The sequence below is a fragment of the Mesorhizobium monacense genome (assembly GCF_056781675.1).
The window spans coordinates 6,506,277-6,524,474 of sequence record NZ_CM165567.1; the positions used below are offsets into that span (position 1 = coordinate 6,506,277).

At 63.4% G+C, this 18,198-nt stretch carries 23 protein-coding genes; 9 read left to right on the forward strand and 14 right to left on the reverse strand.

Features of this window, described 5'->3' with window-relative positions; translation table 11 throughout:
• Window positions 1-64: 64 nt before the first annotated feature.
• Together AC1RUK_RS31140 and AC1RUK_RS31145 are read right to left on the reverse strand one after the other, a co-directional pair.
• Window positions 65-373 (reverse strand): DUF1244 domain-containing protein, encoded by a 309-nt coding sequence (locus AC1RUK_RS31140; RefSeq protein ID WP_481837556.1) that lies wholly within the window; start codon window positions 371-373, stop codon window positions 65-67.
• 13 nt (window positions 374-386) lie between these two features.
• A complete protein-coding gene (locus tag AC1RUK_RS31145; protein WP_481837555.1) occupies window positions 387-1,184 on the reverse strand; it encodes an N-formylglutamate amidohydrolase in 798 nt (265 codons plus the stop codon).
• Between the two features lie 323 nt (window positions 1,185-1,507).
• On the opposite strand from AC1RUK_RS31145, the gene AC1RUK_RS31150 reads away from it, so the two are divergent.
• Window positions 1,508-1,924, forward strand: a complete 417-nt coding sequence (locus AC1RUK_RS31150; RefSeq protein WP_436171803.1) for a DUF1036 domain-containing protein — start codon at window positions 1,508-1,510, stop codon at window positions 1,922-1,924.
• Entirely contained in the window at window positions 1,921-3,357 is a 1,437-nt protein-coding gene (gene pyk, locus AC1RUK_RS31155) for a pyruvate kinase (RefSeq protein WP_481837554.1), read from the forward strand. The genes AC1RUK_RS31150 and pyk overlap by 4 nt, the downstream gene beginning before the upstream one ends.
• An 80-nt stretch (window positions 3,358-3,437) precedes the next feature.
• On the opposite strand, the gene AC1RUK_RS31160 is transcribed toward pyk, so the two are convergent.
• From AC1RUK_RS31160 to ykgO, 3 genes are all read right to left on the reverse strand, one after another.
• On the reverse strand, window positions 3,438-4,496 hold the full coding sequence (locus AC1RUK_RS31160; RefSeq protein WP_481837553.1) for an alpha/beta fold hydrolase: 1,059 nt from the start codon (window positions 4,494-4,496) through the stop codon (window positions 3,438-3,440).
• 70 nt (window positions 4,497-4,566) lie between these two features.
• Complete coding sequence (locus tag AC1RUK_RS31165; protein ID WP_481837552.1) at window positions 4,567-5,163, reverse strand: tetratricopeptide repeat protein; 597 nt, start codon at window positions 5,161-5,163, stop codon at window positions 4,567-4,569.
• Between the two features lie 113 nt (window positions 5,164-5,276).
• Window positions 5,277-5,402 (reverse strand): type B 50S ribosomal protein L36, encoded by a 126-nt coding sequence (gene ykgO, locus AC1RUK_RS31170; RefSeq protein WP_006203764.1) that lies wholly within the window; start codon window positions 5,400-5,402, stop codon window positions 5,277-5,279.
• A gap of 345 nt (window positions 5,403-5,747) precedes the next feature.
• Here ykgO and AC1RUK_RS31175 point away from each other — a divergent pair, with 345 nt between their 5' ends.
• Complete coding sequence (locus AC1RUK_RS31175; protein WP_481837551.1) at window positions 5,748-6,173, forward strand: lysozyme inhibitor LprI family protein; 426 nt, start codon at window positions 5,748-5,750, stop codon at window positions 6,171-6,173.
• 58 nt (window positions 6,174-6,231) lie between these two features.
• On the opposite strand, the gene AC1RUK_RS31180 is transcribed toward AC1RUK_RS31175, so the two are convergent.
• From AC1RUK_RS31180 to AC1RUK_RS31215, 8 genes are all read right to left on the reverse strand, one after another.
• A complete protein-coding gene (locus tag AC1RUK_RS31180) occupies window positions 6,232-7,308 on the reverse strand; it encodes a 5-(carboxyamino)imidazole ribonucleotide synthase (protein WP_481837550.1) in 1,077 nt (358 codons plus the stop codon).
• Entirely contained in the window at window positions 7,305-7,802 is a 498-nt protein-coding gene (gene purE, locus AC1RUK_RS31185; protein ID WP_436169553.1) for a 5-(carboxyamino)imidazole ribonucleotide mutase, read from the reverse strand. Before purE ends, AC1RUK_RS31180 begins: the two co-directional genes overlap by 4 nt.
• A gap of 75 nt (window positions 7,803-7,877) precedes the next feature.
• Window positions 7,878-9,083, reverse strand: a complete 1,206-nt coding sequence (locus AC1RUK_RS31190; RefSeq protein ID WP_481837549.1) for an aminotransferase class V-fold PLP-dependent enzyme — start codon at window positions 9,081-9,083, stop codon at window positions 7,878-7,880.
• Window positions 9,084-9,107: 24 nt separating this feature from the next.
• Window positions 9,108-9,569: a RidA family protein gene (locus AC1RUK_RS31195; protein ID WP_120013501.1), complete on the reverse strand. Its 462-nt coding sequence runs from the start codon at window positions 9,567-9,569 to the stop codon at window positions 9,108-9,110.
• A gap of 35 nt (window positions 9,570-9,604) precedes the next feature.
• On the reverse strand, window positions 9,605-10,393 hold the full coding sequence (locus AC1RUK_RS31200; RefSeq protein WP_436169551.1) for an amino acid ABC transporter ATP-binding protein: 789 nt from the start codon (window positions 10,391-10,393) through the stop codon (window positions 9,605-9,607).
• Window positions 10,394-10,398: 5 nt separating this feature from the next.
• Window positions 10,399-11,049: an amino acid ABC transporter permease gene (locus AC1RUK_RS31205; RefSeq protein WP_481837548.1), complete on the reverse strand. Its 651-nt coding sequence runs from the start codon at window positions 11,047-11,049 to the stop codon at window positions 10,399-10,401.
• Window position 11,050: 1 nt separating this feature from the next.
• A complete protein-coding gene (locus AC1RUK_RS31210; protein ID WP_006203774.1) occupies window positions 11,051-11,716 on the reverse strand; it encodes an amino acid ABC transporter permease in 666 nt (221 codons plus the stop codon).
• Between the two features lie 89 nt (window positions 11,717-11,805).
• Window positions 11,806-12,687 carry a transporter substrate-binding protein gene (locus AC1RUK_RS31215; protein ID WP_481837547.1) on the reverse strand — a complete coding sequence of 294 codons (882 nt, stop codon included), beginning with the start codon at window positions 12,685-12,687 and terminating at the stop codon, window positions 11,806-11,808.
• A 118-nt stretch (window positions 12,688-12,805) separates the two neighbouring features.
• Here AC1RUK_RS31215 and AC1RUK_RS31220 point away from each other — a divergent pair, with 118 nt between their 5' ends.
• On the forward strand, window positions 12,806-13,609 hold the full coding sequence (locus AC1RUK_RS31220; RefSeq protein ID WP_436169548.1) for an IclR family transcriptional regulator: 804 nt from the start codon (window positions 12,806-12,808) through the stop codon (window positions 13,607-13,609).
• Between the two features lie 30 nt (window positions 13,610-13,639).
• Here AC1RUK_RS31220 and AC1RUK_RS31225 read toward each other — a convergent pair whose 3' ends face one another.
• Entirely contained in the window at window positions 13,640-13,843 is a 204-nt protein-coding gene (locus tag AC1RUK_RS31225; protein WP_006203777.1) for a YdcH family protein, read from the reverse strand.
• A 241-nt stretch (window positions 13,844-14,084) separates the two neighbouring features.
• Between AC1RUK_RS31225 and AC1RUK_RS31230 the strand changes: the two genes are divergently transcribed.
• From AC1RUK_RS31230 to AC1RUK_RS31250, 5 genes are all read left to right on the forward strand, one after another.
• Window positions 14,085-14,264: a YdcH family protein gene (locus AC1RUK_RS31230; protein WP_006203778.1), complete on the forward strand. Its 180-nt coding sequence runs from the start codon at window positions 14,085-14,087 to the stop codon at window positions 14,262-14,264.
• Window positions 14,265-14,526: 262 nt separating this feature from the next.
• Window positions 14,527-15,780 carry a flavodoxin-dependent (E)-4-hydroxy-3-methylbut-2-enyl-diphosphate synthase gene (gene ispG / locus AC1RUK_RS31235; RefSeq protein WP_481837546.1) on the forward strand — a complete coding sequence of 418 codons (1,254 nt, stop codon included), beginning with the start codon at window positions 14,527-14,529 and terminating at the stop codon, window positions 15,778-15,780.
• A gap of 184 nt (window positions 15,781-15,964) precedes the next feature.
• The gene (locus AC1RUK_RS31240) at window positions 15,965-16,789 is read left to right on the forward strand and encodes a lytic transglycosylase domain-containing protein (RefSeq protein WP_481837545.1); all 825 of its coding nucleotides are present in this window, start codon (window positions 15,965-15,967) and stop codon (window positions 16,787-16,789) included.
• A 37-nt stretch (window positions 16,790-16,826) separates the two neighbouring features.
• On the forward strand, window positions 16,827-17,378 hold the full coding sequence (locus AC1RUK_RS31245) for a chloramphenicol phosphotransferase CPT family protein (protein WP_481837544.1): 552 nt from the start codon (window positions 16,827-16,829) through the stop codon (window positions 17,376-17,378).
• 55 nt (window positions 17,379-17,433) lie between these two features.
• On the forward strand, window positions 17,434-18,186 hold the full coding sequence (locus tag AC1RUK_RS31250) for a Stf0 family sulfotransferase (RefSeq protein WP_481837543.1): 753 nt from the start codon (window positions 17,434-17,436) through the stop codon (window positions 18,184-18,186).
• Window positions 18,187-18,198 lie beyond the last annotated feature (12 nt).

The following is an 18,198-nucleotide window of genomic DNA, read 5'->3' on the forward strand; positions in this document are numbered from 1 at the left end:
AGCATCTTGAATCACAAACCAGCTGCTTTGGGAATCCTACGATTCTCTCAAGAAATGAAACGCTCTAGTGGTCCCTTGGACGTCTCGCCTCGAATTCCGCCTTCTTGGCGTCGGAGGCCTCGGTCTGGTTGAGCGCCTGCCATTCGGCATAGGGCATGCCATAGATAATCTCCCGCGACTGGTCCTTCGACAGGGCAACGCCCTCGGTCTCGGCGGCTTCGCGGTACCAGTTGGATAGGCAGTTGCGGCAGAAGCCGGCGAGGTTCATCAGGTCGATGTTCTGCACGTCGCCGCGTTCGCGCAGATGCGCCACCAGCCGGCGGAAGGCGGCGGCTTCGAAATCGCGTCGCTGCTCGTCGCTGAGTTCGGTCATTGTCGGCTCTCCGTCACAGCGGCCCGGTACGCGAGCCGAACATTTTCACCTGATGTATATCGGGACGGCGGTCGATCGCGTCAACGATCGGGGCCAGCCGTTCGGCCCATTGCATTGCGCCCTTGCCGTCGGCGACCAGGTCCTGGCGGATCTCGATCAGCGCATGGGCAAAGCCGTTGACGATGGCGTGCCGGAACATGGTGTCGCCGCGAAGCGCGCCGTCATAGGGTTCGTTGTCGCCGACCACGAGGCTCCTGTCGGCCGCCAGCATGTCGATCAGCGGCCGCGCCACCCGGTCGTCCCGGTCCCACAGGATGCCGACATGCCATGGGCGCTCCATGCCTTGCATGGCCGGCGTGAAGGAGTGCACGGAGAAGATGAAGGGCGCCTTCGCCGACGCCTGCGCCACCGAAGCGATCATGGCGCCGACGGCATCGTGATAGGGCCGGTAAAAACTGTCGAGCCGTCTCTCCCGCTCTTCCGCCGCCATGGGGTAATTTCCCGGCACGATGGTGCCGTCATAGAGCTGGCGGACCAGCGTCGGGTCGTCCTCGCCGCGATTGGGGTCGATCAGGAGCCGCGAAAAACTGGCCAGTACCGCCGGCACGCCGAGCATTGCCGCCAGCTCGCGCGTCACCGTCTCGACGCCGATATCGTAGGCGATGTGGCGGTCGAACTCCTTAGCCGGCAGGCCGAGGCTGCCATACTCTTCCGGCAGTTCGCGGCGGGCGTGATCGCCAAGAAGCACGATGCCTCGCCTGCGATCGCCTTCGACGATATCGAACGGCGCGAAAACTGTGGATCGGGTCATTGTCTGAAAATGGTCTGGTCGCTGGCTTCCGGGGAGGGTGGTATCGTCATTCCACGAAGAGGGCGCAGGCGCAATGCCGTTGTTTGGCCACGGTTTCTGCGAAAAATCCGACAAACGGTGACAGATCGCCCGCGGGGCCTTTCTAAATCGATTGGAATTGGACAGAACGGCGCGTTGACATGCGCCCGGAGTTTTCCGAAAAGGGGCGTCGAGAGATGCAGATGTGGTTCTTGAGGGGTTTCAGGATGGGTTTCGCCGGCAGGCCGCGTATGCGCCGTGCCTTCGCCTTGCCGGTCCTGATCGTCACCGCGGGCCTGTCGGCCATGGTCGCGGCCTCGCCCGCCCGCGCCGACTTCCGCGTCTGCAACGCCACGCAGAACCTGGTCGGCGTCGGCATCGGCTATCGCGCCAAGGCCGGCTGGATCACCGAGGGCTGGTGGCACATAGAAGGGTCGAGCTGCAAGACGCTGATCGAAGGTCCGCTGTCATCAAGGTTTTACTATCTTTATGCAGAAGACGCCGAGCGCGGCGGGCGCTGGGATGGCCCGATCAACATGTGCGTCGCCGAAAAAGAGTTCAAGATCGCCGGCGTAACCGATTGCGTCGCCCGGGGCTTCCAGCGCGCCGGATTTCAGGAATATGACACGGGCGAGCAGGCAAGCTGGATGGTCCAGCTGACTGACGAGCCCGCAACGGGAGGCGCTCCAGCGACCCCCGCCCCGGGAACAAACAGTCAATGAGACGTAACCGCAAGGTCAAGATCCTCGCCACCATCGGTCCGGCCTCCTCGTCCGAGGAGATGCTGAAGAAGCTGTTCGAAGCCGGCGCCGATGTCTTCCGCATCAATATGAGCCACACCGACCACGATTTGATGCGCACGCTGGTCGGGCGCATCCGCACTGTCGAGGAAACCGTCGGCCGCCCTATCGGCATCCTCGCCGATCTGCAGGGGCCGAAGCTGCGCGTTGGCAAGTTCGCCAATGGCAAGGAGGTGCTCTCCCCAGGCCAGACCTTCACGCTCGACGACAATCCGGAACCCGGCACATCGACCAGGGTCTATCTGCCGCATCCGGAAATCCTGAGCTCGGTCGAGGCCGGTGACCGTTTGTTGATCGATGACGGCAAGCTCGAACTGAGGGCGGTGAAGAGCGACGGCAAGTCGATCGTCTGCACGGTCGTTGCCGGCACCACCATTTCCGACAAGAAGGGCGTCAGCCTGCCCGACACCGACCTGCCGGTCGGCGCACTGACCGAAAAGGACCGCAAGGACCTCGACGCGGTGCTGGCGGCAGGCGTCGACTGGGTGGCGCTGTCCTTCGTGCAGCGGCCGGAGGATCTCGCCGAAGCGCGCAAGATCGCGCGCGGCCGGGCGCTGATCATGGCCAAGATCGAAAAGCCGCAGGCCGTCGCCCGGCTGCCCGAGATCATCGAACTGTCGGACGCGCTGATGGTCGCCCGCGGCGATCTCGGCGTCGAGATGCCGCTCGAAGCCGTGCCCGGCATCCAGAAGCAGATCACGCGCGCCGCGCGCCGCGCCGGGAAGCCGGTGGTGATTGCCACGCAGATGCTGGAATCGATGATCACCGCACCGGTGCCGACCCGCGCCGAGGTGTCGGACGTGTCGATCGCCGTCTTCGAAGGCGCGGACGCCATCATGCTGTCGGCCGAATCAGCGGCCGGCGCCTATCCGGTCGAAGCGGTGGCGATGATGGACAGGATCGCCACCAAGGTCGAAACCGACCCGACCTATGCCGGCATCATCAATGCGCAGCGCTCGGAACCGGAAGCGACCGGCGCCGACGCTATTTCGCTCGCCGCCCGCGAGATCGCCGAGACGCTGAAACTGTCGACGATCGTCACCTATACGGCCTCCGGTACCACCGGCCTGCGTGCCGCGCGCGAGCGCCCGCAGGTGCCAATCATCGCACTCTCGCCGATCCTCAACACCGCCAGGCGTCTGTCGCTTCTGTGGGGCACGCATTGCGTCGTCTCGCCCGATGCGGTCGACCTCGACGACATGGTTGATCGCGCCTGCCGCATCGCCATCGACGAAGGGTTCGCCAAGCCGGGCGACCGCGTCATCATCACCGCCGGCGTGCCGCTCAGAACACCCGGCTCGACCAACATGCTGCGCATCGCCTATGTCGGATCGGAGACGCAGCCCAGCCGCTGAGGCCGGTTCGCCCGATTGCGGAATTCTTGTTTGAGTATGATCTTTTCCGAAAACCGTATTCCACTTTTCGGGATCATGCTTTAGGTCGGCGCGAGTTCGGCTTCCGGCACCTTTAGATCGGGACATTTGGCGCCCTGCGTGTCGGCAGCGATGCGTGCTTCCACGCTCCTGGCCATTGCCTGCAGGTCCAGATCCTTGCCGGCGACCTTGCCGATCGCGCCGACGACGAGATCGGGGGCGATCCAATCGGGCTTGTGGCCGAGATTGCGCACCCAGACCAGTTCGGCGCCTGGAATGTCGCGCGCGAGGCCAACCGAATGGATCGTCGCATAGACGATTTTGTCGCGATCGCCCGAGATGATCACGGTCGGTGCCTTGATGTCGTGGTAGCGCGGCGCGGCGGCGAGCACAAAGTCATAGAGCCCCGCCACGTCGATGGCATTGGCGCGGAAGGCGGCGGGCCGCAGCACCAGAGGGATCGAAGCCGCGGCCACATAGCCGTCCGGCACCTTGTTAGGAGAAAAGACGCACGTGGTGGCGGCGTCCATCTGCAACGTTCCCGCCGGATAGGCCAGCGTTTCGGAAAACAGCCTGCCGACGACCGGAACCGTCGTCAGTCTGTAATACCAGGCGGTCGCGCCGCCCGGCCAGGGATGGCTGACGGGCGAAATGAAGACGAGGCCAAGCGTCCTGTCGGCTTGCTCGCGGCCGAAGGCGGCGGTGACTACGCCGCCGAAGGAGTGGCCGACGACGATCGCCTTTTTGATGCCGAGGCGATCCATCAGCGCCGCAATCGTGTTGGCCTGCGCCGACGGGGTCTCGTTGTTGCCGCGTCCGGACCAGCCGAAGCCGGGACGGTCGAGGAACAGCATCTCGGCGCGGCCTTCGAGCAGGGGCCTCAGCGGCAGCATTTGATCCGCAAGATTGGCGCTGGCGCCATGAATGAAGACGATCGGCGGCAGGTCGGCATTGGCCGGCGCCGGCACGTGGACAAAATGGATGCGGGCGCCGCCGATATCGGCAAAGTCGCCGGCCGGCGGATTGCGGCGCTCGATCAGCCACGCACCGGCGCGGGTGGCGCCGGCAAAGGCGAAGACCAGCGCCAGGAGGAAAGCAAACGCGGCGTAGATGAGGTTCATGAGCAGGAGGTACGGAGCGAAGCGGAATTAGTTCAGGGGCGCAGCGGCTTTTGTGCTGCAAGCCTGCGCATCAAATGCCTTCGCCGGCAAGCTCTTCCGACAGCGCACCGACCTGATCCTGGGCGCTGCGCATCATCGGATAGATGGCAAGGACCTTCTGCCAGGCTTCAAGTGCCGATTGCTTGTGGCCGGTCTCGGCCATGATCTGCGCCAGCCCCGAAAGCGCGCCGAAATGGCGGGGCTCGAGTTGCAGCGTACGGTCGATGTCGGACATCGACTTGCCGTAGTTCTTCATCATGAAATGCACCGTCGCACGCCGGTTCCAGCCTTCGGCATAGGCCGGCTGCAAGGTCACCACCTGGTCGAGGAAATCGAGCGCGACGTCGTATTTCTGGTTTTCCATGGCCTTCTGCGACCATTGCATCATCAGGTCGATCGAGGCGCTGCCGGACTGGAACCATTCGCTCCAGATGCGCCCGGCAATGCGCTCGGCGGCCTTTTCATTGCGTTCGCGCTTCAGGTCGACGAACAGCTGGTCGAGGCGGGCTTGTTTGGTCGTGGCAACCGGAGGCGCGACAGGGTCGTCCGCCCAAGCCGGTGAGCTAGCGGCCGGCAAGACGATGCCGGAAAGCAGAAGGACCGGGATCAATGTAAAAAGAATCCGCATCGCCGGAATCTAGCCCCGGACGGCGGATCGTCAAAGTGATTTTAGCGTGAAAGGGCCGGCAGGCCGGCAAATAGCATCATGCGGGCGCGGCAATCCAGCTGCGCGTGCAAAACTCAGCCCTGGCGCGCCTTGTAGCGCGGGGCGGTCTTGTTGATGATGTAGATGCGTCCCTTGCGACGAACCAGCTGGTTGTCGCGATGACGCGCCTTCAGCGCCTTAAGCGAATTCTTGATCTTCATGGTCTTGCCTATTCGGTCAGGGCCCGTTGCCGGGCCGAATTTTAAAGGCGCGCTCGGAAAGCGCGCCTTTGAACTTGCGTGGCTCATAAACGAGGAGCCTTGCCCGTGTCAACCGCAAGCGTGCTGCATAGGCCAAGCGAATGGTCCGCGCCATCAAATATTCGCCATCGACGCCTCGCGCCATTGCGAAGCGCATGTCCGGCTGGAATGGTGCCGGCGCCGCTACAGCGCCGCGTTCCTCCTGGACGCGCAAAGACCGCTGTAGCCACTTTGATTTGGCGCATGATCCTTTCTGAAAATCATGCCGATTTTCGGGGTCATGCGCGAAGTGATTTGGAGACCCTTATGCGCCGAATTTCCCTGTCCGTCTGCCTTGCCATGCTGGCAGTCTCGGCCGCGCAGGCACAAGAATGCGACCGCAGCGACGACAGCCAATCGATGATGACCATCTGCGCTGGCGCCGACTACCAGGCCGCCGACGCCAAGCTCAACGTGGCCTACAAGGATCTTGTCGGCCGCAATGACGACAAGTCCAACAAGCTGCTGCAGATCGCCCAGCGCGCCTGGATTACCTTCCGCGACGCGGAATGCAATTATACGACCGCGGACAGCGAGGGCGGCTCCATCCATCCTATGGAGGTTTCGCAATGCCTGACGGAACTGACCGATCAGCGCATCAAACAGCTCACCTCCGGCGCCAACTGCCAGGAAGGCGACGTGAACTGCGACAGTCCGAACGAGGACGAGGACCCGAACAGCGACCTGCAATAGGGTTATTTGTTTTACGCAATTCCTGACGGAATACCGCTGCGCACTTCCTGGAATTGCTCTAGCCGCGGCGGCTGATGCGCGTGAAATGGCCCATCTTGCGGCCAGGCCGCGCCTCGGCCTTGCCGTAGAGATGCAGCATCAAGTCGGGCTCGGCGAGCAAAGCCGGAACGCGCAGGATATCGTCGCTGATCAGGTTTTCCATGACGCAGTCGGAGTGCCGGGCAGGCGATCCCAGCGGCAGGCCGGCGACGGCGCGGATATGCTGCTCGAATTGCGAGACCACGCAGGCAGCTTCCGTCCAATGGCCGGAATTGTGGACGCGGGGCGCCATCTCGTTGGCCAGCAGCGAACCGTCGGCAAGGACGAAGAACTCGATGCCGATGGTGCCGACATAGTCGAGTGCCGTGAGAATTTTTGCTGCCGCCGCCTGCGCCGCCGCGGCGGTTTCAGGACTTATCACGCCCGGCAAGGTCGAGGTGTGAAGGATGCCGTTGCGGTGGACATTCTCGGCCGGATCGTAGGCGGCGAGCGTGCCGTCGATGCCACGTGCGGCGATCACGGAAATCTCGCGCTCGAAGGCGACGAAGGATTCGAGGATCAGCGGCACGTTGCCCATCGCCTCGCAGGTGCCGGCAAAGCCGCCGGTCTCCATGTTGCGGAAGACGCGCTGGCCCTTGCCGTCATAGCCCATGCGCCGGGTTTTCAGGATGCCGCTGCCGTTGAATTTCTTCAGCGCCGCCGTCAGTTCCTCGTCATTGTCGACGGGACAATAGTCCGCCGTGGGAATGCCGATGCCGTTGAGGAAATTCTTTTCCGCCAAGCGGTCCTGCGACACTTCCAGCGCCTGTGCCGGCGGATAGACGGGCACCTTGGCGGAAAGTGCTGTGGCGGCAACGACGGGGACGTTTTCGAATTCATAGGTGACGACGGCGCTGGTTGCCGCCAGTTCGGCAAGTGCGGCGGCATCGTCATAGGCGGCTGTGATCTGCCGGTTGGCGACCTGCGCGGCCGGGCAGTCGGCTTGCGGCTCCAGCACCACCGTGCGGTAGCCAAGACGGGCCGCGGCCATCGCCAGCATGCGGCCGAGCTGGCCGCCGCCGATGATGCCGATGGTCGATCCCGCCGGCAGGCTCACGGCGCGTCCGTGGGTTCGGCGGCGACCTTGGCGGTCTGGGCAGCGCGCCAGGCATCCAGCCGGTCGGCGAGTTCTTCGTCGTGCAGCGCCAGCACGGCGGCGGCAAGAAGTGCGGCATTGGCGGCGCCGGCCTTGCCGATGGCCAGAGTGCCGACGGGGATGCCGGCCGGCATCTGCACGATGGACAGCAGCGAGTCCTGGCCGGACAGCGCCTTCGATTCCACCGGTACACCGAAAACGGGCAGCGGCGTCATTGCCGCCGTCATGCCGGGCAGGTGCGCGGCACCGCCGGCGCCGGCGATGATCACCTTGTAGCCGGCTGCCTTGGCGCCCTTGGCGAACTCATAGAGCCGGTCCGGCGTGCGGTGGGCCGAGATGATCAGGCGCTTGTGCGCAACGCCCAGCGCCTCCAGCGTTTCGGCGGCATGGCGCATCGTCGCCCAGTCGGATTGGCTGCCCATGATGATGGCGACGTCGGCGCGGTGATCGTTCAAGCGCATGCTCCCGGCGGCAAAGGCGCGCCTTAGCGGAATTCGCGGGGAGCCGCAAGGACATGGGCTGCCACCAGCCTAATCCGGCCAGCGCAAGGCACCGGACGAGTCCTTGCGGGCCTGCTTCATGGCATCCGCCGGACGCTCGGCCGCACTCAACACTGCCCGCAGGCGCTCGGCGACGATCTCGGCCTCGCCGGGATGGAGATTGCAGGGATCGAGGAAGAAATGGCCACGTTCGACTTCGTGATTGCGCACGATGATCGGCGGCGACCCGGCGGCCAGCGCCGAGGCGAGGCCGGCTGCGGTGAACCTGCTTTCGGGCGCAACAAAAATCTGCAGTCGGTCGAGCGGGTTGGCGGTCGGATCGGGGATGATGCGCGCGGCGATGCCGGGCAGTCCCTGCAGCGCGTCCTTCCACAGGTTGAGCGCTGCCTCCTCGCGCCGGCGAATGCCGGCATGGTCGCGCCGCTCCCAGGCCTCGAGTGCCGCCATGGTGCCGGCGATGCTTTCCTTGCCTACCTTCATCGCCCTGGCGACGCCCCGGTTCTGCAGATAGGCGGTGCGCACCAGGTCCTTGCGCCCCGTCACGATGCCGCTGGTCGGTCCTGAGAGGAATTTGTGGCCGCTGTAGACGACGATATCGGCGCCTCGCGCGAGGAAGCTGCGCAGATCATATTCCGACGCGGCGTCGACGATCACCGGAACGCCCTTGGCGTGGCAGATCTCGCAGAACTCCTCCAGCGACAGCATGCCGTACTGCACGGTGTGATGGGCAACCACATAGAGGCCGGCCGCCGTGCGCTCGTTGATCGCCTCGCGCACATGATAGTCCTGCGTGACGCTGACCGTACCGGCAGGTATCACCCTGGCGCCGGCCACCCGGACCGACTGGTCGATCGGCGCGCCGTAATTGACGATGTGGCCGAGCTGGATGACGACCTCAGACTTCAGGCCTTCCGTGTCGTCCGGCAGGCGTTCGATCGCCAGCAGGTTGGTTCCGGTCATCGCGCCTGCGATCGCCATGGTGATGCCGCTGGCGCAACAGGCGGTGATGAAGCCGGCCTCGCCGCCGGTGAGACGCGCGATCACCGTGCTGGCGGCCCGCTGCAGATCGTCCATCTCCACCCATTGCGAGGCGATCTCCGCCATTGCCGCGATCGCTTCCGGAACGATGATCGAAGCGCCGAGCGTCGTCATCGTGCCGGAGACATTGATGATCGGGCGCAGGCCGAGCCGGTCGCGGATTGGCAGGTTGGAGCGGTCGGCGGAATAGGTGTTCATCTCGGCAGATCCATTTCTAACAAATCAGGTGGCGATCTCGACGACAGCCTCGATTTCGACGGTGATATTGCCCGGCAACGAGCCAACGCCGATCGCCGAACGGGCATGTCCGCCGATCCTATCAAAGACGTCGGCGAAAAGATCGGAACAGCCGTTGACCACCTGCGGGTGGTCGCTGAAGGTCGGGATGGCATTGACGAAGCCGAGCAGCTTGACGACGCGCACGATGCGGCCGAGGTCGCCCGCTGCCGCATGCATGACGGCAAGCAGGTTGAGGCCGGTGAGGCGGGCATGTTGATAGGCTTCCTCGACAGTCACGTCTTCGCCCACCTTGCCGGTGCAAAGCGTGCCGTCGGCGCGCAGCGGCCCTTGTCCCGAGAGAAAGATCAAGCGTCCGCTCTCGGCATGGGTGACGAAGTTGGCGATCGGTGTCGGCGGCTCGGGCAGCGTCAGGCCGAGTTCGGCGAGCCGGATGTAAGGCGTCATAAAATGCTCCTTGCGACAGCTTTCGCTGTCCGGTGTCAGAAATGCGAGGCGCGGAACCGCGCCAGAAAGCTGCGCAGGCGTTCGTTTGACGCTTCCGCCGCCAGGATTTCGGCCGGCGGCCCGACAGCGCTGACGCCGCCATCGGCCATGAAGACGATGCGGCTCGAGGCATCGCGCGCAAAGGCCATTTCATGGGTGACCATCAGCATCGTCATGCCGTCCTCGGCCAGGCTGCGCACGACCGCCAGCACTTCGCCGACGAGTTCGGGATCGAGCGCGGAGGTTATCTCGTCGAGAAGCAGGATCTTCGGCTCCATCGCCACGGCGCGGGCAATGCCGACGCGCTGCTGCTGGCCGCCGGAAAGCTCGGCCGGCAGGCTGTCGGCCTTGTGGGCGAGGCCGACCCGGCCGAGCCAGTGCTCGGCGATCGAGCGCGCTTCGGCTTCGCTTTTCCCACGCACCTTGCGCAGGCCGAGCATGATGTTGCCGGCCGCGGTCAGATGCGGGAACAGGTTGAAGCTCTGGAACACCATGCCGGTCTCTGCACGCATCGCCGCCAGGTCGCGTTCGCTGCGCCGCTGGCGCGTCCCGGCGTCGCGATAGCCGACCTCCTTGCCGTCGATGCGGATCGAACCGCTGTCGTAGCTTTCGAGGAAGTTGACGCAGCGCAGCAGCGTGGTCTTGCCGCTGCCGGACGGGCCGATGATGGTCACCACCTCGCCGCGCTTCACCTCGAGGCTGACGGCACGCAGCACCTCGACGGTGCTGAAGGCCTTGGAAACATCGCGCACATCGAGCAGCGCGGCATTGGAGGCATCGGACATTCTTGCTATTCCCGAATGAAGGAGAAGCGCTGTTCCAGCCGCCGGCTGGCAAGCGAAAGCGCGTAGTTGACCGCGAAGTAGACCAGCGCGCCGAGGATATAGAGCGGCATGGCCTCATAGGTGCGGCCGATGACCTGGTTGATGGCCTGCATCAGGTCGGTGATGCCGAGCAGCGACACCAGCGCGCTGCCCTTGACCGCATCGGTGACGCCGTTGATCCAGGGCGGCAGGAAGCGCCTGAAGGCCTGCGGGAAGATGACGTAGGCAAGCCGCTGGCGGAAGGTCAGCCCGATCGCCATCGCCGCTTCGGACTGGCCCTGGGGAATGGAGCCGACGGCGCCGCGCAGATATTCCACGACCTGCGCGGTCTTGAACAAGGTCAGCGCCAGCACGGCCGCCCAGAAGGACTGCAGGTGAACCCCGACAGCCGGCAGGCCGTAATAGACGAAGAAGATGAGCACCAGGATCGGGATGCCGCGGATGGTGTCGCTGAAGATGCGCACTGCCCAGCGCAATGGCGCCGGACCGTAGACAAGGCCGACACCCAGCACGACACCGGCCACGAGCGACAGGACGACGACCAGCAGCGACACCCACAGCGTCACGGCGAAGCCTTCGGCGAGGAACGGCAAGGCGTAGATGATCTGGCTCAGCATGTCAGCGCGCCGCCCTGAACCGGCGCTCGACGAGCCTGAGCGCGAACAGCAGCACATAGCCGGTCAGGAGATACATCGCCGTCGTCACCAGATAGACCTCGACGATGCGGAAGGTGTTGAAATTGATCCATTGAGCGCCGTAGGTGAGCTCGGGCACCGAGATGACCGAGGCGACGGAGGTGTCCTTGAACAGCGACAGGAAGGTGTTCGAAAGCGCCGGCAGCGTGATCCGCAGCATCGTCGGCAGGCGCACATGGATGAGCCGTTGCCAGGGTGTCAGGCCGATCGCCTTGCCGGCATCCAGCTGTCCGCGCGGCACGGCTTCGAGGCCGGAGCGAAACACCTCGACCAGATAGGCGCCGCTGTAGAGCGACAGTGTGGCGACGAACGATGTCGGTGCGCTGTAGGCGATGTCGACCACGGTTGGCAGGCCGTAGAAGACAAGGTAGACGAGCAGGATCAGCGGCACGTTGCGGATGAACTCGACATAGGCGGCGATGATCGACCGCACGACGCGCCCGGCCGAAACGTACCAGACCGCCAAAACCAGGCCGATGACGATGCCGATGGCGATCGAGATGACGGCGAGCTCAAGGCTGAGCAGCAGCCCGCCCCACAGCTTGTCGAAATGCCGCCAGATCAGGTTGAAGTTGAGCGTATAGCCCATGCGTCCGCCTCAATAGCCAGCGTGGTAGCACGCTGTCGAGGAGATAAGGAGGCGGAAGGGCGTTTGCTTGCCCCTCCGCCGGCTTGTTGTCAGATGACCGGGAAACCGGGATGGCGCGCCGGCGGCTCCAGCCCGAAATAGTCTTTGAATGCCGCGTCGTAGAGCGCCGTTTCATGACCGAACATCGCAGTCGCGAAGGCTGTGTTGACGAATGCCAGCCAGTCGGGATCGCCCTGCCGCAGTGCGGCCCCGTAAAGCATCGAGAACCAGCTCTTGCCGGCATCGAAGTATTTGTCGGGATTGCGCGAGGCGAGCCAGCGGACCGTCGAGAGATCGACGGCGGCCGCGTCGACGCGCTTCGATTCCAGCGCCTGCAGGACGTTGGCCTGGGTGTCGATCTGCATCACCTGCGACTCCGGCAGGACGAGATGGACGTTCTGCTCGGCATCGACGTTCTGCAGGATGGAAATCCGTGTTGCCGAACCGCCGGCGAGCAGCTTGTCGAATGTCTTGTTCTCGGCCGTCGGAAGCGTCAGCAGCGCGACTCCTTCGACGTAGTACGGCCTGGAGAAGTTGATCAGCTGCGAACGCTGGGCGGTCATGGTCATGAACTGGATGGTGATGTCGACCTTGTTGGTGGTGACATTCGGAATGCGCTGCGCCGGGTCCTGCATGACGAACTCGACCTTGGTCGGGTCGTCGAAAAGACCCTTGGCCAGGATGCGGCCCATGGTGATGTCCATGCCGACGAGTTCGCCGGCATCGTTCTCGAAATGCCAGGGCGCGTTGGTACTGCCGGTGCCGACGATCAGCTTGCCGCGCTCGAGAACAGTGCGCAGCAGGCTGTCGGGTGCGGCTTGTGCCGCCGCCTTCTGAACATCGACCGAGGCGGCTGCGCCGATCACGCCGGCCGTGGCGAGCCCGGCCATTCCCAGTTTCAGAAAATCACGTCTCTTGGATGTATCGTTCATGGCGACCTCCTTTTCGTGTTGTGTTCCCCTTTCAGATACATGCGTCTTTTGACAAATTGTCTCTTACAAAAGACACATGTACCTTGTACAAGACAGATACTAACATGAGGAATCAGCAATGCAAGACGGCATTGGCGTTACAGTTCGGCCGGACATCAGCCCGGCCGACGACAAGGCTCCCGGCTCTCGTGAGAAAGGCCTCAACCGGGTGCTCGAGATATTTGACTTCCTGCACACGACGCAACGTGCGATCGGCATCGGCGACCTCGCCAAGGGCGTCAACGCGCCGCGCTCGACGACCTATACGCTGGTGCGTTCGCTGGTGGATGCGGGCCTGCTGGAAATGGCCGGCGACGGCAACCGGGTCTATTTCGGCAAGAAGCTTTATCTCTACGGAATGGACTATGTGCGGGGCAACGACCTGCTCCGGCGCGGGCGCCAGGAGGTCGATGACCTGTCGCGCGAGACCGGCGAGACCTCCGAATTGTGCATGCTGCAGAGCGGCCGCTACACCATCGTCCATTCGAGCCCTGGGACCAGGCCGTTCCGGATCAGCTCGGCCACCGGTCTGCAGATCCCGTTGCCCTGGACGGCTTCCGGACGGCTGCTGCTCGCCGGTCTCGAAAGGGCCGATATCGAGGACATGGTCTCCGAAGACGATCTTGTGCTGCCGGACGGACGCAGGCTCAAGATCGACGATTTCATCGGCGATATCGCAACGGCCAGGTCGACCGGCTACTGCGTGACATCGGGCCTTGTCGACGCCTACACGAAATGCCTGGCCGCCCCCGTGTTCTCGGCTCCGGGTAAGGTCGAGGCGACGATGTGCCTGGTGGTTCCGATCGACACGTCGAGGGAAAAAACCGACGAATTGCTTGTCCTGCTGCGCCAGCGCGCGGCGCGGCTGTCGATAGCGGCGTGAGGCGTTTGAGCCGCGAGGCTCGGACGCTGTTCAGGCGATAATGTCGGGAATGATGCGGTCTTCCAGCGCCATCAGCCGATCCTTGAGGAAGAGCTTCTTCTTCTTCATGCGCTGGATCTGCAGCGGGTCGCAGCCCATGGCGATCATCGCATTTATGGCGGCGTCGAAATCGGCGTGTTCCTGCTTCAGGCGGGAATATTCGAGGCGGATCTCAGCCTGTTCCTGTTCGGACATTATCTACCGTCTGCACGTAAGCGGCGCCCAAAGGATGGGCCTGATTGGGCGGGGCCGGCGGGGTTTTGCCACCGGTGCGCAGCCCTTATCACATTTCACATTGTCGTGGAATGCTACCACAGGGCATTCGACATCGATGCCGGATGGTGGCAAAGTGTCATCGCGCTGTCACAGATGCGAACTGGCGGTGGACGCATTTTGGCGGCTGCAATCGAGGAAACCATGAAAGGGAGAACCAATCATGTCTCTTGCATCCCATCTTGATGAGTTGCAGCGGAAACACGGCGACATCGAGCGCGAAATCACCGACGCGATGAACCATCCTTCGGTCGACGACCTCGAGATCGTGAATCTCAAGCGGCGCAAGCTGGCAATCAAGGACGAGATTGAAAAGCTGAAGGCAAAACCGACGACGCACTGACGCTCCACTAGCAAACAGCGCGCGCCCCTTCGGTGCGCAATCAACTTTCCGGTGGCAGTCATGCCGCCGGTGTTGGTGGTTTGTTCTGAAATCCAACATCCCACTGTTGTCGTCACCGGCGAAGCCGGAATGCGACTCTCGCGAACGCCAGGCTTTCCTGGCCTTCCGGCGATTTGCCGCGACTGCTTGCCGCTTGCCATTGACAAGCCATATTTGCTCCTCCACCTCATGCCCGGACCTTCTAGATAAGAGGTGGCCGGCCATGACCGGGTATTTTTCCTCTCCTTTCCCGCGCCGCACGTCGGTCGGCGTCGACGTTGGCGGCGTGATCGTCGGCGGCGGTGCGCCGGTCGTCGTGCAGTCGATGACCAATACCGACACGGCCGATATCGACCAGACGGTCGCGCAAGTCGCGGCGCTGCATCGGGCCGGCTCCGAGATCGTGCGCATCACCGTCGACCGCGACGAGAGCGCCGCCGCCGTGCCAGCCATCCGTGACCGGCTCCAGCGGCTCGGTATCAATGTACCGCTGGTCGGCGATTTCCACTATATCGGCCACAAGCTCTTGGCCGATCATCCGGCTTGCGCCGAGGCGCTCGCCAAATACCGCATCAATCCCGGCAATGTCGGCTTCAAGGACAAGAAAGACCGCCAGTTCGCGGCGATCGTCGAGATGGCGATCAAATATGACAAGCCGGTGCGCATCGGCGTCAACTGGGGCTCGCTCGACCAGGAGCTGCTGACCCGGCTGATGGACGAAAACCAGGCCCAAGGCTTTCCGCTCACCGCCCAGGAGGTCACCCGCGAGGCGATCGTGCAGTCGGCGATCCTGTCGGCCGAGATGGCGGAGGAGATCGGCCTTGGCCGCGACAAGATCATCCTGTCGGCCAAGGTCAGCGGCGTGCAGGACCTGATCGCCGTCTACACCGAACTCGCCACCCGCTCCAACCACGCGCTGCATCTCGGCCTCACAGAGGCCGGCATGGGTTCGAAAGGTATTGTCGCCTCGTCCGCCGCGATGGGCATCCTGCTGCAGCAAGGTATCGGCGACACGATCCGCATCTCGCTGACGCCGGAGCCGAACGGCGACCGCACGCGCGAGGTGCAGGTGTCGCAGGAATTGCTGCAGACCATGGGTTTTCGGCAGTTCGTGCCGATCGTTGCCGCGTGCCCCGGCTGCGGCCGCACGACGTCCACCGTGTTCCAGGAACTGGCGCAGAACATCCAGGCCGATTTGCGCAAGAACATGCCTGTCTGGCGCGAAAAGTATCCCGGTGTCGAGAATCTCAAGGTCGCGGTGATGGGCTGCATCGTCAACGGCCCCGGCGAATCCAAGCATGCCGATATCGGCATATCGCTGCCCGGCACCGGCGAGACGCCGACGGCGCCGGTGTTCGTCGACGGCAAGAAGGCGGCGACGCTGCGCGGCCCGTCGATCGCCGCCGACTTCGAGAAGATGGTCGCCGACTATATCGAGCAGCGGTTTGGACGCCACGGCAAGGCCGCAGCGGAATGAGCCCATGCCGAAAATCTACTCCGGCGGCCACCTGAAGGCGTCTTCTGCGCTTCCGGTGCTCACGGACCGGATGTCCGCTCCGCTCGTCGCCAGGGCGACCCCGAAGCCACCATCATGTGGCTTACCGGAGCGATTTTCAACACGGGCTCAGCGTTTGGCGCATGTCATTGCGCTTACTATTTCCTTGGGCTCCATCTGGCTTCTGTGTAGCAACGCCGCTTACGCCGACCCGCCGCAATCGGCCAAGAGACTGATCGGCCGGGTCTGCGACCTGATCGAAGCGCATGCCGACCAGAATGGCCTGCCCAAGGATTTCTTCGCTCGCCTGATCTGGAAGGAAAGCCGTTTCGACCCGAACGCCGTGAGCCCGGTCGGGGCAGAGGGCATCGCCCAGTTCATGCCGGGGACCGCCAAGATGCGCGGGCTGGCCAATTCCTTCGACATCGAGCAGGCGATCCCGGCTTCGGCGAAATATCTCGCCGAAATGAAGGCCGGCTTTGGCAATCTCGGCCTGGCGGCGGCGGCCTACAATGCCGGCGAGAACCGTGTGTCGCGCTGGCTGAGTTCCGGCGGCTTCCTGCCGATGGAGACCGAGAGCTACGTCTTCGACATCATGGGCGAACCGGCCGACAAGTTCACCGAAACCACCTATGCCGGTACCGTCCAGCCGCTCGACAAGAAAATGAGTTTTGCCGTCGCTTGCCGCAAGTTGCCGGTGATCATGTCGAGAACCGTGGCGATGGCCTCGATCAACGTCAAGCCGTGGGGCGTCCAGGTGGCCGGCAATTTCCGCCGGGGTGCTGCGATCAATCAGTGGCTGCGGGTGAGGGGCCGGTTTCCGGCCTTGCTCGGCGGCCATGATCCGGTCGTCAGCCGGGTGCGCACGCCGATCGGACGACGCGGCATCTATGCGGTCAGGATTGGCACCGACTCCAGGGGCGCCGCCGATGTCATCTGCCAGAAACTGCAAAGCATCGGCGGCGCCTGTATTGTGGTGCGCAACCGGTAGGGCGCGCATCGCAAGTCCTGGCTTGAAGGGGTTTGACGTGACAGCCAAAATCGTCCTGCTCAACGGCGTCGGCAGCGCCGGCAAGAGTTCGATCGCCAGGGCGCTGCAGACGATCACCGCCGAGCCTTTCCTGCATGTGCAGATGGACGCGTTCCTGGAGATGCTGCCTGAGGCGCTGCAGAACCATACGCAAGGCTTCGCCTTCGAAACAATATTGCAGGACGGCAAGCCATCCGTCGTTATCAAGGCAGGTCCGGTCGGCCGGCGAACCATGCAGGGCATGCGGCACGCCGTTGCCGCCATGGCCGGGCAGGGCAACAACCTCATCGTCGATGACGTGCTGTGTGACGGCGAGATATCGGAGTATCGGGCGCTGCTGTCCAACTTCGATCTTCATCTTGTCGGCGTGTTCGCGCCGCTGGAGGTCCTGGAGGCTCGCGAAAGCCGCCGGGGCGACAGATTGCCGGGTTTGGCGCGCTGGCAATACGAACGCGTGCACGAGAACATAAGCTACGACCTTGAAGTCGATACCAGTCAGCTTACGCCGCTCGAATGCGCCCGTCGCATCCAGGAGGAATTTCGGTTATAGGCGGCCATGAATTGGCCGGGGCTGCCCTGCCTCTGACGGCGACAAGGGCCGCAGGATGTCTGACGGATACATTATCTGCGGCACGCCGAGAACCGGCAGCACTCTGTTGTGCAATCTTCTTGCGTCAACGAAGACGGCCGGTAATCCTCACTCATTCTATCGGCGGCAGGACGTCTCGGAGTGGGCTGAAGACTGGAATCTGGTCAGTCGCGACACGATGAGCGAGCTCGAGTTCAAGATCGCCTATCTCGACGCGGCAATCACCGCAGGAAAGGGTGGGACAGGCGTCTTCGGTCTTCGTCTGATGCGAGAAAATCTGGATGAGCTCTCGGCGATCCTCGACCAGATTTTTCCACGCCTTCCATCGGACAAAGCGCGTTTCGAAAGAGCATTTGGCCATATTCTCTACGTACACCTCTCGCGCGAGAACAAGCTTGCGCAGGCTGTCTCCCTGGTGAAAGCGGAGCAGACCGGTCTTTGGCATATCGCTCCTGACGGAACCGAGATCGAAAGGATCGCGCCTCCGAAAGAACCCCGATACGATTTCGAGCGGATCAAACATGAGGTCGCTGAGCTCGAGGCCTATGATGCGGCCTGGAACATGTGGTTCGCGGAGCAAGGGATAACCCCGCTGCGGGTTGGCCATGAGCGCCTTTCAAGCAATCCGGCTGCGACGTTGGCGTCCATCTGCGAAGCCCTCGGCATTCAACCGCCGAATGCCGAGGATGTGAGGCCAGGCGTTGCAAAGCTCTCGGATGAGACCAGCCTCGATTGGATGCGCCGCTACCATTTGGATGCTGCCATCTGAGGCATTGATGGC